At 67.6% G+C, this 12,769-nt stretch carries 17 protein-coding genes; 4 read left to right on the top strand and 13 right to left on the bottom strand.

Features of this window, described 5'->3' with window-relative positions; translation table 11 throughout:
• The first annotated feature begins 7 nt into the window (after nt 1-7).
• The 4 genes from RAC81_RS01595 (at nt 8) to RAC81_RS01580 (ending at nt 2,103) form a co-directional block, all read left to right on the top strand.
• Nucleotides 8-481, top strand: a complete 474-nt coding sequence (locus RAC81_RS01595) for a YbaK/EbsC family protein (RefSeq protein ID WP_375080695.1) — start codon at nt 8-10, stop codon at nt 479-481.
• A 168-nt stretch (nt 482-649) separates the two neighbouring features.
• Nucleotides 650-1,048, top strand: coding sequence for a hypothetical protein (locus RAC81_RS01590; protein ID WP_375080694.1), 399 nt, complete (start codon nt 650-652; stop codon nt 1,046-1,048).
• Between the two features lie 32 nt (nt 1,049-1,080).
• Entirely contained in the window at nt 1,081-1,911 is an 831-nt protein-coding gene (locus RAC81_RS01585; RefSeq protein WP_375080693.1) for a tyrosine-type recombinase/integrase, read from the top strand.
• A gap of 12 nt (nt 1,912-1,923) precedes the next feature.
• Nucleotides 1,924-2,103: a hypothetical protein gene (locus RAC81_RS01580; RefSeq protein ID WP_375080692.1), complete on the top strand. Its 180-nt coding sequence runs from the start codon at nt 1,924-1,926 to the stop codon at nt 2,101-2,103.
• On the opposite strand, the gene RAC81_RS01575 is transcribed toward RAC81_RS01580, so the two are convergent.
• From RAC81_RS01575 to RAC81_RS01515, 13 genes are all read right to left on the bottom strand, one after another.
• A complete protein-coding gene (locus RAC81_RS01575; RefSeq protein WP_375080691.1) occupies nt 2,100-2,450 on the bottom strand; it encodes a hypothetical protein in 351 nt (116 codons plus the stop codon). The two genes, RAC81_RS01580 and RAC81_RS01575, sit on opposite strands and share 4 nt — an antisense overlap.
• A 20-nt stretch (nt 2,451-2,470) precedes the next feature.
• The gene (locus RAC81_RS01570; RefSeq protein WP_375080690.1) at nt 2,471-3,235 is read right to left on the bottom strand and encodes a hypothetical protein; all 765 of its coding nucleotides are present in this window, start codon (nt 3,233-3,235) and stop codon (nt 2,471-2,473) included.
• Nucleotides 3,232-3,984, bottom strand: coding sequence for a tail fiber domain-containing protein (locus tag RAC81_RS01565; RefSeq protein ID WP_375080689.1), 753 nt, complete (start codon nt 3,982-3,984; stop codon nt 3,232-3,234). Before RAC81_RS01565 ends, RAC81_RS01570 begins: the two co-directional genes overlap by 4 nt.
• Nucleotide 3,985: 1 nt before the next feature.
• Nucleotides 3,986-6,241, bottom strand: coding sequence for a hypothetical protein (locus tag RAC81_RS01560; RefSeq protein WP_375080688.1), 2,256 nt, complete (start codon nt 6,239-6,241; stop codon nt 3,986-3,988).
• A complete protein-coding gene (locus RAC81_RS01555; protein ID WP_375080687.1) occupies nt 6,238-6,597 on the bottom strand; it encodes a hypothetical protein in 360 nt (119 codons plus the stop codon). Before RAC81_RS01555 ends, RAC81_RS01560 begins: the two co-directional genes overlap by 4 nt.
• Nucleotides 6,594-7,799 (bottom strand): hypothetical protein, encoded by a 1,206-nt coding sequence (locus tag RAC81_RS01550; protein ID WP_375080686.1) that lies wholly within the window; start codon nt 7,797-7,799, stop codon nt 6,594-6,596. The genes RAC81_RS01555 and RAC81_RS01550 overlap by 4 nt, the downstream gene beginning before the upstream one ends.
• The gene (locus tag RAC81_RS01545; protein WP_375080685.1) at nt 7,799-8,305 is read right to left on the bottom strand and encodes a hypothetical protein; all 507 of its coding nucleotides are present in this window, start codon (nt 8,303-8,305) and stop codon (nt 7,799-7,801) included. Before RAC81_RS01545 ends, RAC81_RS01550 begins: the two co-directional genes overlap by 1 nt.
• Nucleotides 8,306-8,311: 6 nt before the next feature.
• The gene (locus tag RAC81_RS01540) at nt 8,312-8,728 is read right to left on the bottom strand and encodes a hypothetical protein (protein ID WP_375080684.1); all 417 of its coding nucleotides are present in this window, start codon (nt 8,726-8,728) and stop codon (nt 8,312-8,314) included.
• A complete protein-coding gene (locus tag RAC81_RS01535) occupies nt 8,725-9,138 on the bottom strand; it encodes a hypothetical protein (RefSeq protein ID WP_375080683.1) in 414 nt (137 codons plus the stop codon). The genes RAC81_RS01540 and RAC81_RS01535 overlap by 4 nt, the downstream gene beginning before the upstream one ends.
• A gap of 2 nt (nt 9,139-9,140) precedes the next feature.
• Complete coding sequence (locus RAC81_RS01530) at nt 9,141-9,491, bottom strand: hypothetical protein (RefSeq protein WP_375080681.1); 351 nt, start codon at nt 9,489-9,491, stop codon at nt 9,141-9,143.
• 64 nt (nt 9,492-9,555) lie between these two features.
• The gene (locus tag RAC81_RS01525; RefSeq protein WP_375080680.1) at nt 9,556-9,708 is read right to left on the bottom strand and encodes a hypothetical protein; all 153 of its coding nucleotides are present in this window, start codon (nt 9,706-9,708) and stop codon (nt 9,556-9,558) included.
• Between the two features lie 11 nt (nt 9,709-9,719).
• Nucleotides 9,720-11,573: a head maturation protease, ClpP-related gene (locus RAC81_RS01520; protein WP_375080678.1), complete on the bottom strand. Its 1,854-nt coding sequence runs from the start codon at nt 11,571-11,573 to the stop codon at nt 9,720-9,722.
• On the bottom strand, nt 11,570-12,709 hold the full coding sequence (locus tag RAC81_RS01515; protein ID WP_375080677.1) for a hypothetical protein: 1,140 nt from the start codon (nt 12,707-12,709) through the stop codon (nt 11,570-11,572). The genes RAC81_RS01520 and RAC81_RS01515 overlap by 4 nt, the downstream gene beginning before the upstream one ends.
• Nucleotides 12,710-12,769: the final 60 nt, after the last annotated feature.

Here is a 12,769-nt window from a genome sequence, read left to right as displayed (position 1 = left end):
TGGGGCCATGACCGTTCTGCCCGAGCGCAGCATCCTCGTCCAGCAGCACCTCGCCCGCGCGGGCGTCGAGGCGGAGATCCGGGTGCTGCCGGACTCCGCTCGGACGGCTCGGGAGGCAGCCGACACCATCGGCTGCGAGGTCGCGGCGATCGCGAACAGCCTGGTGCTGGAGGCCGACGGCGCCACGATCCTCGTGATGACGAGTGGCGGCCATCGCGTCGACCTCGACGTGCTCGCCCGCTCGATCGAGGCGGTCGACGTGTCCATGGCTCCGCCCGCCGTCGTGCGCGAGGCCACCGGACAGGCGATCGGCGGCGTCGCGCCCGTCGGTCATCCGTCTCCCCTGCGCACATTCGTCGACGAGGCGCTGCGCGACCACGAGATCATCTGGGCGGCGGCCGGTCACCCGCACACCGTGATGCCGTTGACGTTCGACACCCTGGTGCACCTGACAGGCGGCACCGTCGTCGGCGTGGTGTGAGCGCTCGCCGGCGCTGCGCCGCCGTGAACGCGAAAAAGCCTCGGAATCTGGCGAGAGATTCCGAGGCTGATCCGTGCACCCCCAGGGACTTGAACCCTGAACCCACTGATTCAGAGTTTTGGGCGATCGTCGAGCGTGCAGGCTTCCGGACATGGAAGGATCGCATCGATGTCTGAACCTACTTTCGAGCTCGATGCGGAGAGCCTGCTAAGCAAGTGGGGTTTCGGGGACGGTGACGCCCTTAGCGACTGGTGGTGGGACAGCTTCGGCGAGGACGCTCCGTTCAACGAACGGAACGTACTCCACGCCCTGGTGATCGCCTTCCTAGTGCCCGCTCTACACGACGCCGGCAGAGACGTCGAGATCTCGTGGATAGAGACAAATCACAACCCCGTGCGCGCCGACACTTTCGACGGCGTTCCCGTCGATCACTACGACGCGACCTCCGCCTGGCGGATCGATCCGCCCGTCTCCGTCCGGGTGACGCGCTTACAGATCGAAGCACTCGTCGCGAAGCTCTCGGGCACACCTGCCCGCGCGGCGCTCGGCGAAGATCAACCCCGTTGAGCCGGCCGACTCTCCGGGCGCTACCGTCAGGTGTGAAGACCGAGATACCAGTACCCCAGGGCTGGCTCGATCCTCTCAGCGCGTACCTCGCATGGATGCGAAGCGCGCGCAAATCGGAGGGGACGATCTACCAGCACAGCTATCAGCTGCGACGCTACGCGCGCGCGACCGGCAATGAGCCGGCGCCGGTCACGTTGGAGCAGCTGACGGACTACATGGCCTCGCTCGACGCTCTGGGGGCGTCAGCGAGGCGATCCGCTCGACAGGCGATCCGTGGCTTCTACGCGTGGGCCGAGCTCGTGCGCGGCTGGGACAACCCCGCACGGCATCTACCGACGATCAAGGCACCGCGCGGCGTCGCTCGACCGGCTCCTGAGCACAGCGTGAAGGTCGGGCTGTCGACGAAGGATCTGCGCACGCGCATGATGATCCGGCTCGCCGTCGCCGCCGGCATGCGCTGCCGCGAGATCTGCCAAGTGCACACCGATCACCTGCGCCGCGATCTCGTCGGATGGTCGCTCGTCGTGCAGGGCAAGGGCGACCGGCAGCGCCTCGTGCCCCTGCCGGACGACGTCGCGCTCGACATCCGCGATAGTGAGGCCGGCTACCTGTTTCCGGGCAGGATCGACGGGCACCTGTCGCCGGCGCGCGTCTCCGAGCTCATCAGCGAGGCGCTGCCGCCAGGGATCACCGCGCACATGCTGCGGCACCGCTACGGCACGCGGGCGTACAACCTGGGCGGCAAGGATCTTCGCGCCGTGCAAGAGCTCCTGGGGCACGCATACGCTACGACGACGCAGATCTACGTCGGGGTCGAGGACGACGCGCTCCGCCGCGCTGCAACGGCGGCAGCGGGCTTCTGAGAGGATGCACCCATGGATGACACACTCGTCACGCTCATGATCGTTCTCGCCGGCTTCGTGGTCGGCGCTGTGGTGCTCTACGCGACGGTGCGCGCTGCGATCGTCTCCGCGCTCCGTCACCACGCCCTCTGGCGTGCTGACGGCAGCTACGAGGTCGACCTACAGCGGCACCGCCGCGACGCCGAGCGCTAGCTGAAGTCGCGGCGGAGTTTCCCGCTCACGTCGATCGGTCCTGTCTCGGCAGATTCGACCAGCGCCTGCGGTGCGTGCTTGGCAAGCTGCGCACGGAGCTCCGCGATCTCCTCGTCCTTGCGAGATAGGGTGCCGTTGGTGTTCGTCTTGATCGTCTGAATCTCCTTGTTCTGCTGACCCTGCATGTAGGCGAGGCCGCCGAACCCGCCGAGCAGCGCGAGCAGCTGAAACAGAAAGTTGACGAGCGTGGCCGTCGCGTCCGGGCGGAGCAGCTGCAGCACGAATACGCCGATCGTGCCGAGCGCGGCGATGCACGCGATGATGATAAAGATCACTTGCTTGTTCATGGTGTCTCTCTCGGTGGTGGCTATGCGCCGGGGTGGGTAGTGACGGATACAGCGAGTGCGGCGATCGACGACGCGAGGCTCTGGGAACGGAGCTTGTCTTCGCGGCCCTCGGCCATCTGACGGGACCAGAACGTGCCCTTACCCCAGGTGGACTCGTTGTCGAACGCCTGCCCTCGGAAGGTCGCGTCGAGCGCGGCCCACGGAATGCCGAGCATGAAGAGCGTTTCGGTCAGCATGTCGTTGCTGAGTTCGATCGCTGTACCCTGCCCGGTGAGCTTCTTGGCCGCCCACAGTGCGGGCTCGTTGCGGACGTAGGCGCACGTCTCGTGCTTGACGAGCCACACGCGCCCGTTCCAGGTGATGATTCGCATGTCGTCCTCCTCGGACTGGATGGGTGCCGGGGTCGCTCCCCCGGCGGTAGTGGGGATGGATCGGACGATCGCGTAGGACCGGACGTTGGGAAGCTCCCAGTGCCACGGCTCATACCGGTACGGGCGGCGAAGCCCGGCCGCTGCGAGCCGCTGCACCCGCTCGGGCGTGGGATCGATGTCAAGCGCCACGAACCGGACGTGAGCGAGCGCCTGGCTCTCGTCGTCGGGGTTGTCAGCGGGGTTGAACCCGGGGAGCCGGTTCACCCAGCCGTCGTAGAAATACTTCTGCTTGTCGTAGAGCCGGCCCGCGCTGTTGATCGGTGGCGCGCCGGCGGCCTGCCATGCCTCGACGAGCACGCGGCGGGCGTACATGCCGGGGTGGTTCGGGATGGGGATGATGTCGAGCGGGCTCATCGTGCCTCCAGGGCTTCGATGCGCTGGGTCAGGAGATCGACGCCGTCAGCGAGGTCCTGGAGCGCGCCGATGGTGACGAGCGCGAGGCGTTCGTAGTGGACGGAGAGGGGCTTGTCGTCCGCGTCGAACACGACGAACTCGGACAGGCCGGCGTCGATGAGTTCCTCGGCGATGACACCGACGTCAAGCGGCGCGTCGGCGTCTCCGAAGACCCAGGAGCGCAGTCGGTACTCGACGACGCGGATGCGGCGGAGATCGTCGAGCGTGTAGGTGCGATCGGCGATGTCCTTCTTGAACTTTCGCGCGGAGGGGCTGATGCCGACGCGGCCGTCGCCGTTGCGGTACATCGCGACGTAGCTGTTCGACACGGGTCCGAGGTTCGGCATGTTCAGTTGCCCTGTGATCGTGCCGCCGTCGCTGCCGATCTTGGATGCGGCGAGGTTGAAGGTCGAGTTCAGAGCGTCCTCGACCGTGCCTCCGGTCCCGGGTGGACGGGTGACGATGTCTGATCGTGACGAGAAGTGCGTCGGCTTGCCGGTGATGTTCGTCCACGCGAGGCTGATCGCTCCGACCTTCTGATCGGTGTAGGTCTTCGCGGCCGCGAGGGCCGCGTTGGCCTTCGTAACGATCCAGTCACGGGTCTTGTTGATCGCGAGCCAGCCGTTGCGGCGGTCCTCGTTCCCGTCCATCACGGCAATGCCGTTCTGGGCGGCCAGCGTCCCCTCAGAGCCGGTGTAGCTTTCGGGCATCTCAGATCACCTCGTTCTTCCATGTCCCGCCCGCGGGCGAGTCGATCCATCGTTGGCCGGCCGGGATGAGCACCCAGGCCGATGCGGGAGTGTCGGCGGTGCGGCTCGTGACCGTGACCGTGTCGTCGGCGAGATTGAAACGAACCGCGCCGATGATGCCCGTCTGAATGGCGGTGCCTTCCAGGAGCACGGAGAGCGTCTGGTCGGTCGCTTCCGTCCATGTCGGCACGGCGGAGACGCTGACGGTGCGTCCACGGCTCTGAGCGCGCCGCACGGCGACCTCCGCGCGGCCGGGGCCGGGATACGGTGTGTCCAGCTGGAAATGCGCGGTCTTCGTCGGCCGGGTGGTCAGCGCGAAGGCATCGACGCGCCGTTGCTCGATGCCGGTGGCGTCTCGCCAGCGGTAGTCGTACACGGCCGCGTCGAACCATTCGTCGGCCTCGCGCGAGAGGGTTTCGTCGGCGGTTTCGATGTTGACCGCGTGCCGATAGGACTGGTCGCCGGGGTTTCGGTAGAGCGCGTCTCGGAGTGACCATCGGCGGTTCTCGTCGCACACGATGCGCAGTCCGGTGGCCATGAGCAGCGGGTGCAGGAAGTCCAGGGCTGTGGTGCCGGCATACCAGCGGAACGCCTCGGGGACGCGCTCGACTTTGGGGGTGCGGAGCGAGTTCGATGCGTGCGCGCTGTCCGTCCAGCCGTAGTAGTAGGCGGCGCTCTCCGGGGTGGAGCCGTCGTAGTACGGGATGACCTCGGTGCCCTGGTGGAACATCACCGCGTCCGCGCGCACCGCCTGGCCTGCGCCCGTCGCGATGAGCTCCAGGTGCAGGGTTGCCTTCTCCGCACCGGGTGGGGCGACCGCGGCGATGTCGAGCCGGTTCCACGCATTGCTCTGGAGCGGGGTCGAGAGTCCGTACGCGTCGCGGAGGATCGCACCGTTTCCGCCCTTGAAGCGCATCATCACGCGGCCCGTGCGAGGTGCACCCTCGGAGTACATGTACGCGGAGAGCACGTAGGACTCGCCGGCGCGAATCGAGATGTCCTGGTAGTCGATATACGAGGAGCCCGAAGCGCCCGATACCCAGCGGGCGGCCCAGTTGCCGGAAACGGCGCCCTGAGTGGTGTCGTTGAATCGACCGAGCGCGGTCGCATTCGTGCCGACCGCCCATCCGTCGAGGTTCGTTTCGAAGGAGGGATTGGAAACGAGGTTCGCGACCGGCCAATGGGCGGTCACGTCGGCGTCCGGCCCCGGTTCCAGAGCCTGCTCCCGCCACGGGGTCACGCGGTTCGTGACCTCGGTCATCGGCCCCGTCATGTCCATGACCGTTCCGACCTGGACTGTCTGCGCGACGTGCCACATCACGAGGATCGCCACGCGCTTGGCACCCGCCGGGACGACTCCAGTCCAGTAGGGCCGCGCCCATCCACTGCCCGGGAACGTCGACACGCCGGGGCCGTCCATGCGTCCGCCGATCCAGTTGCCCGCGCCGTCGTGGAAGCGCACGCCGACGCGCCACACCGTGGACTGGAACATGCGCATGAACCTGGAGACGGTGATCGTGTCGCCAGGCGTCACCGCCGGTCCCTCCATCCACACTCCCGTGGTTCCGGGATTCGTCGCGCCGGTGGCTCCGTAGGAGTCGACGCCGCGGAACGTGAACGAACCTGCCTCGGGTGACGTGAACCGGACCACGGTCGCAGGAGCGCCCGGTGCGGGCGTCGCGGTCGTGACGAACGATCGCACCCACGAGTTCCGCGGTGCGTACGGTGCCATGGTGCCCGCCGAGAGTGCGCGGGAGTTCGGTTCGAGGTTGCGGACGACTCCGGGGACGCGGCTGAGCACGTACTCGCACACTGCCCGCAAGCTGCTCTCGTAGTTACGAGGAAGCGGGTCGTCCTCCAGGACCGCGTAGTCGCTCAGCAGCATCTCGTCGGTCGCGAGGTCGAGGGTGACCGTCCCCTCGCCCCGGTTGGGAGTTGCCCGCCGGATGCCGAGATCGAAGGAGCGGGTGCGCGTGACTCCCTCCTCACTGAGGAACGTCGCCGCGACGTCGACCACGACCCGCTTTGAGCGCCGGGGGTCGAGGTTCTCCAGCATCATCGCGTCCTCGACGGCGAATGTCAGCGACGCTTCACCGTGCGGCAGCCGGCTCGCGTCGAGCGAGATCGTGCCGGGGTCATCCCCTACCGGCGAGAGCACGAGATCCCCGCTCGCGCTCGGGACACGGGCGGAGTAGACATGTTTCGAGATCGCGGTCACGGGCGGATCTCCTGGTACTGAATCTGAATGATCCAGCGCGCGTCGTTCGCCTGCTGCGCCTTGCGGATGCCTCCCTGGGGCACGTACAGCGCCGGGAGCCTGACGTCGTCGGACGACGTCGCGAACGTCGCCGCTGCGGTGTGGAACAGCCGCGCTTGCTCGGCCGCGGCGTGGGTGAGGAAGAACAGACGCATCACGCCGGTCGCATCGCGAGCGGGGCGGAGAGTGACTGCGACGTCGGCGCTGCCGAGGATGGGATGCACGATGCTCTGCGCCTCGTTCTCCGTCTCCCATTCGTTGAGCACGAGGTCCGGGACGATGGTCTGCGCATCCGTGCTGCGGCTGATGGTGGTCATTGGTCCCACCCCGGTCCCGACGTCACGATTCGCGCGCCGATCTTGAGTGTGGTGCCGGAGAGCACGCGCAATTTCCGGTCGATGTCGGTCGTGTCACCGGTCACTCGCACTGTGGCGTGGCCGTCCGGAACGCTGTAGATCTTGTTGGAGATCGCGTCGACATCAGCCGTCGCCTGACCGGTCTCCGCATCGATGTAGACCTGCTTGCCTCCCGGCAGCGTCACGATCGAGTCGCCGAAATCGTCGACGGCTTCCGTCGCTCCCTCGGTGGAGCGCGCAGTGTCGGCGAGCAGCCGGCTGTATACGTCGGCTTGCTGCGCGCCGCGGTCCATCTCACCGGTGAGCAGATTGAGGGCGTCCGCAGCCGCAGCGGCTTTCTGTTCCTCCTGGGTGAGCACTCCAAGCGTGCCGCCGCTCGCCTCGGCCATTTTCTGCGCCTCGACGGCTGCCCGCGCTGCCGCGTCGGATTGCTTGTTGACCGAGTCCGAGACGTCGTCGAGAGCCGACTGGGAGCCGGCCATGGCCGCGATCGCAGTCTCGACGCTTACTCCCCAGAGCTCGGCGTTCTTCGACGCGACGTCATACTGGTTCGTGGTGATGTCGCGCACCTTCGCCATTTGCTGCTCGAAGCTGAGCAGCCGACCGCCTGCCTCGATGTAGGCATCCGCCCAATCGTTCGCACGCTGGGCCGACTCCTTGGCTGCTTCGTCCATGCTCTCGAACGCGCCGATGAGCATACCGATGCCCGCCGCGCCGGCGGCGGTTGCGACCAGTCCGGGGATGCCGCCCAATGCGCCGCTGCCGGCCAGACCGCCGAGGGTGTCCTGAGCGATCTGCGGGAGGTCTTCGAGGTCGCCGCGGAACGACGAGAAAGTCTCGCCCAGGTTCTGCTTGAGCTCGTCCCCGACCTCCTCAGACGTGCGACCGAACCGTCGCACGTCGTCGTCGGCGTCGCGCATGCCGCGGCGAACCTTGTCGCCGGCGTCGTCACCGGCGTCGCCGAGATCCTTCGCCCGACGAGCGGCGTCACGGAAGCTGTCTTCGAGGCGCTCGACCGCGCGCTCTGCGTCGCGGCTGCCGTCCTTGGCATCGCGGGTCATGTCGTCGAGACTGTCGGCGACGTCGTCCAGAGCTTTCTCGGCGTCGTCCGTGCCGCGGATCAGGTCGCGGGTGTTGGAGATGAAGTCGATCTTGATAGGCATCAGCCGACCACCTCGACTGCGGGGATTTGTGCCAGGTCGTCGACGACGGTGTGGACCCAGATCGCGACTAGCTTTGTGCCTACCTCGCTGGCGGCGTCGAATGCGACCATGCCGTGTTGCTGCCTTCCGGGGAATTGGCGGTTGATGGTGAGGGGCCGGCGGTAACTGCGGCCGCTTCGCGAGCGCTGCGTGACCTCGATGCGCCGGGAGCGAGCTCCGAACTCGTTGCCGGCCCATTCGACCGACGGCACGAGGCCGCCGCTGAGTGGCCGGCGGGAGGTCGCTGCGTGGACGGTGACGCCTCGGTCTGAGGCGTTGGCCCTCGCGCCCGCGACGATGACACGGCGTGTCATTTCGTCGCGGGCGCGGGCGTTGAGCTCGGACTGCCACAGCGGCCGGATGCGCGATCGCGCATTCTTGTTGATCCCCAGGCGGATGTCTCGCCGCGCCTGGCGCAGAGCGAAGATCGATGCCTGGATCTCACGGGAGCCGCGGGCGTCGAGCATTCTCGATCAGCCGCCGGGGGTGTAGGTGACTGCCTCGCTGCACGGCAGCTGCAGCGTGACCTCGGGCACGCCGCCGGCGCGGTTGGTGACGAGCTGTGGCTTCATGGTCCGGAGCTGGACGGACAGCGCGAACGTGCCTTCGTAGTGCGGGTACCAGATCAGCGTGAGCGGGGTGCCCGTCGGGGCGTCGTGGAACAGCCGCCAGAGCGAGTCAGCGTTCTCGGTGTCCTGCGCCATGGTGATGGCGATCGAGGGGTCGCCGGGGACGACGTCGGCGATCGTGTTGTCGTTGCCGCCCTTCCAGACGGTGCCGCTCTGGTTGGGGTTGTAGTCGATTGCGGACGTGTGCCCCTGGTACTCGTCTTCGCCGATCTGCGCCTTCCAGCGCTTGGTGGCCTTCGCGGTGTTGGGCTGGACGGTCATTCCTGTTCCTCCTGGGTGAGCGCGCCGGCGGCGCGGATGGTGAAGTCGTAGGCGGGTTTCTGAGGGTCGTACTGGTTGCGGGTGGCGACGCCGTCCCACCACTGATCCGGGATCGCTTCGAGGATGAGGATCATCTGCTCGGCGGCGTCTTCCAGCTGGTTCTCGACCTGCTCGCGGTTGTCGCCGCGGGTGGCGTCGACGATCACCCAGACTGTGAGCTCGATGTCGATGGGGATGCCGTTCTCGTCGGGCGAGGTGCGACCGGCGGTCATGGTCCGCTGCTCGATGACGATCGCGACGGGCTTGCTCGCGTCCTCGAATGGACCCAGCTGCGTCGGGTAGCCGTAGATCTCCCAGGCTTCGGGAGCGCTGGCGGTGATGAAGTCGCGGAGACTGGCGCGGGCGCTCATGGTCAGCCGACCAGGGAGTCGACGCGGCCGGTGTCGTGGCCGGGGTTGTCGGGGTCGGGCGACGGGATGATGAGCAGCGCCTGGATCTTCTTGTCCATGGGGAACACGCGGACGCGGTTCGTCTCGCCGCCCATCTCGTCGGCGTCGCCGCCGGATGCCTGCGCGGCCTGCTTATTCGCCAGAGCTTGCATGACGACGCCCTGCGCGAACGACTCGGAGGGCGGTGCGCCGGTGTCGAGCGCGAGCCCCTTGAAGCGCAGGCACTGCTCGCGAGCGGCGTCGAGACCCTTCTGTGTGACCTTGACGTTCATCTCGGTCGTGGCGGTGCTGGGGGTGTACCAGGCAAGAGCCATGCTGCGTCCTTCGGGGAGGGTGGTGCCGGGCGGTGGGGGTCCGCCCGGCACCTGGGGGGGGGGTTTATTCGGTGGGCTGGCTCGGCTGCTTCGACAGCTGAGCCTGGTAGCCCTTCTTGCGCTCGCGGAGGGCGGACGCCTGCTTGCCGAGGCGCTTGATCTCGGCGTCGAGCTGGTCGATCTTCACCTTGAGATAGGCGTCGTTGTTGTCGGCCATGATCTGTCTCCTTACGGGGCCGGGGTGATGGTGGTCTTCACGACGGCGCGTGCGTCGTTGATGAGGGTGCCGCCGTAGGCGAAGAATCCGATGTCGATGCCGCCGTGCGCGATGTCCTGCGCCTCGAGCTTGATCTGCGGGGATTCGTAGACGGTGGCCGCGCGGCGGTCGTAGGCGAGGAACCCTCCAGCGGCCAGCTGGAAGTCGACGTCGACGTCGAACACGCCGGCGAGCGACGTGTTGCCGTCGAGCTTGACGAACCCGGTGGCGTTGGCGATCCACGCCGGCAGGTCGGCGACCTTGAGCTCGGCGAAGGCGGTGAAGACGTCCTCCGCCATCCAGAACTTCGAGGGCGCTGCGCCGATGCGCTTCAGCTGCAGGTACGCCTTGCTGATCGCGCCGACGAGCGTGGTAGCTCCGCCGGTGATCGAGGTCGCTCCGGCGATGAGGTCGGCGGCAACGGCGCGGTCAGAGACGCCGTCGTAGTTGCGGCCGAGGATCGCGAACAGCGACGCGATCAGGTCGGCGCTGCCGAGATCCTTGTGGATGCGGTCGATCTTGTTGCCCTTGGCCCAGCGGCCGGGGGTCTCGGAGACCGGAGCCGTCTCCCACTCTTCGGAGGGGATCTCCGTCAGGTTGCCAGCGTAGGGCTCGGGCTCGGGCGTGGGCTCGACCCACTTCCAGCCTTCGATCTTCGTCGCGGTCAGCGCCTTGGAGCCTCCGAGCGAGTCGATGTGCGGGCGGCCTTCGGGGCGTGCCTGCCAGACTTCGCCGATGCGGTCCGGGGCGGTGAAGCCTCCGCCGACGTCGTCGCTCTCCAGGACGGGCGCGAGCGCGTTGTTGATCTCGGCGACCCAGACGTGCGTAGGGGCGTCGTTGTGGATCTGGTCGGCGACGCTGCGCGCGACCTGCATGAGCGACTGCGGACGCTCAAGCACACGGGCGACGGGCGCAGGTGCGCCCTGCGGGCCGTTCGCGTACTCGGCGGCGACGGGCTCGCCGGGGGCGGCAATCGCCGGCGCGAGAGCGGCCGGCGCTGCGGGCGCAGCGTCCGTGGCCGGGGCGACGACGTTGAGGGCGGCCAGGGCGGCGTCGTGCTGCTCCTGGGTGATCTGTCCGGCAGCGAGTGCTGCCGCCAGCTGGGCGCGGTTCATGCGGGGTTCCTTTCGGGGTGATGCCAGGGCGGCAACGGGGACGGGTGCCGGTGCCGCGGCGCGGCCGGCGTGGGCGAACATGGAGAGGTCGAACTGCGCGGCGGCAGCGGTGTCTGTCGCGGTGTCGCTATCGAGGCGGTCGGCGAGGCCGGCGGCGACGGCTTCCTCAGCCGTGTACCAGGTCTCGGCTTTCATGAGCTCGCGCCAGTCAGCGGCGATGCCGCCGGCCTTCTCTGCGTACATGGCGGCGATGTTGTCGCTGATGCGGTCGAGGTCGCCGGCGGCGACGCGGAGTTCTTCGGCGTTGCCGAGAACGATGGTCCAGGCGTCGTGGATCATGATCTCGGCGTTCTCGCCCATCACAACCTCGTCGCCGGCGCACGCGATGTAGCTCGCGGCGGATGCGGCGATGCCGTCGACGTGCACGATGATGTGCGCGGGCGACTGGCGGAGGGCGTTGCGGATCGCGATGCCGTCGTACACGTCGCCGCCGGGGCTGTTGATGTAGACGTTAAGCGTCGCGACGTCGAGGTCGCGGATCTCGCGGACGACGTCGCCGGCGATGATGTCGCCCCAGAAGCCACCGATAGCGCCGTACAGGTGCAGCGAGGCGACGCCGCCGGCGTCCTCGACGTTCCAGCGCGGCGGGAGCGCGTTGGCTGCTTCCGCGAATCGGAGACGGGCGCGGAGCTCGTCGATGTTCAGCTTCATGCGGTGGCCTCCTGTGCCTTGAGGGACTGCCCTTCCTGGGCGTCGATCCATGCCTGATCGATGAACCCGCCGTCCAGACCGACCTTGTAGGTCTCGAAGCGGGTCTTGAGGTCGGGGCGTGTCAGGATCTCGGTGTCGAACTCGGTCTTCCAGCCGATCGGCGTGCAGTCGTTCATCGTGAGGCGGTCGGCGATGACCGTTGTGTAGGTCGCGAGGTAGAGGTCGATGAGCTCCCATGCGCGCGACTGGCGGTTCTGGTAGTTGAGCGTCGACCCTTCGAGTGCGACGTCTGCAGCCCAGGCGGGGATGCCGACCTGACGGGCGAGCTTGACGTCCATGCGGTTCTGCGCGTCGAGCAGCAGCTGCTCCTTGTCGAGCCCGAGGGTGTTCACTTCGAGCGACTTGTCGGAGTAGCCGGCGCCATACTTGGCGCGAGCTGCCTGCCACGACTTGAGCAGCGCCTGGATCTGGTCGGCTTCCAGCTTCTCGCCGGTGTTGTGGATGTCGACGGACGGGACCGGGTTCTCTTCGGCGAGCGAGGCCGAGCGGTCCAGGACGACGGCGCGACGAAGGGTCTTGAGTCCGTCGTGCAGCAGGCCGCCGTCCGGCGCGTCGAACTGGATCACGCCCCAGCCAGCATCCTTGATGTTGGTCCCCCACGCCTTCACGAGCGTGCCGTCGTCGTCGAACTCGGCATCGGCGCGGTCGAGCAGCTTGCAGCCGCCGCGCGCCGGCCAGCCGTAGGCGTCGCGCTTCTTGACGATCCACCAGGTGCGCGGATAGAAGTACAGCGCGTCAGCGGTCCAGATGAGCGACTGTGCGAGACCGCGATCTTCCTCGGGCTGCTGCAGGTAGGGCATCTGCAGCGGTGCCGGCTGGCCGGCCTTCTTGTTGACCAGCGTCATGCGACCGATGTTGGTGGCGAGGACGCGCCGCCCCTTGGCGACGACGTCGAGGCCCATCGCAGTCCGGCGGGTGATCTGGATGCCGGATGCGTCGGCGAGGCCGAACAGCATCTGCAGGTCGACGGGGATCAGGTGGCTGCTGTCGGCCCAGTCCTCGGGGGACTTGATCGTCAGGTCCAGGGGCTCATTGAGCCAGTCCCACGCGCGCTTCCAGATGCTCGGCTTATCCACGTCATGAAATCTGTGGCCGACTTCGAAGAGATCCGTGAATGCCTATCGGCGTGTCTCACT

This window comes from Microbacterium sp. CR_7 (genome assembly GCF_041954755.1).
Classification (GTDB): domain Bacteria; phylum Actinomycetota; class Actinomycetes; order Actinomycetales; family Microbacteriaceae; genus Microbacterium.
The sequence above is the reverse complement of the archived record's forward strand: the minus strand, read 5'-3'. Positions and strand labels throughout refer to the sequence as shown.

Coding starts and splice junctions, on each gene's coding strand:
- RAC81_RS01595 (WP_375080695.1), top strand. CDS start 8: ATGACCGTTCTGCCCGAGCGCAGCATCCTCGTCCAGCAGCACCTCGCC.
- RAC81_RS01530 (WP_375080681.1), bottom strand. CDS start 9,491: ATGGCTCTTGCCTGGTACACCCCCAGCACCGCCACGACCGAGATGAAC.
- RAC81_RS01570 (WP_375080690.1), bottom strand. CDS start 3,235: ATGAGCCCGCTCGACATCATCCCCATCCCGAACCACCCCGGCATGTAC.
- RAC81_RS01590 (WP_375080694.1), top strand. CDS start 650: ATGTCTGAACCTACTTTCGAGCTCGATGCGGAGAGCCTGCTAAGCAAG.
- RAC81_RS01555 (WP_375080687.1), bottom strand. CDS start 6,597: ATGACCACCATCAGCCGCAGCACGGATGCGCAGACCATCGTCCCGGAC.
- RAC81_RS01565 (WP_375080689.1), bottom strand. CDS start 3,984: ATGCCCGAAAGCTACACCGGCTCTGAGGGGACGCTGGCCGCCCAGAAC.
- RAC81_RS01540 (WP_375080684.1), bottom strand. CDS start 8,728: ATGACCGTCCAGCCCAACACCGCGAAGGCCACCAAGCGCTGGAAGGCG.
- RAC81_RS01575 (WP_375080691.1), bottom strand. CDS start 2,450: ATGAACAAGCAAGTGATCTTTATCATCATCGCGTGCATCGCCGCGCTC.
- RAC81_RS01535 (WP_375080683.1), bottom strand. CDS start 9,138: ATGAGCGCCCGCGCCAGTCTCCGCGACTTCATCACCGCCAGCGCTCCC.
- RAC81_RS01525 (WP_375080680.1), bottom strand. CDS start 9,708: ATGGCCGACAACAACGACGCCTATCTCAAGGTGAAGATCGACCAGCTC.
- RAC81_RS01545 (WP_375080685.1), bottom strand. CDS start 8,305: ATGCTCGACGCCCGCGGCTCCCGTGAGATCCAGGCATCGATCTTCGCT.
- RAC81_RS01550 (WP_375080686.1), bottom strand. CDS start 7,799: ATGCCTATCAAGATCGACTTCATCTCCAACACCCGCGACCTGATCCGC.
- RAC81_RS01520 (WP_375080678.1), bottom strand. CDS start 11,573: ATGAAGCTGAACATCGACGAGCTCCGCGCCCGTCTCCGATTCGCGGAA.
- RAC81_RS01580 (WP_375080692.1), top strand. CDS start 1,924: ATGGATGACACACTCGTCACGCTCATGATCGTTCTCGCCGGCTTCGTG.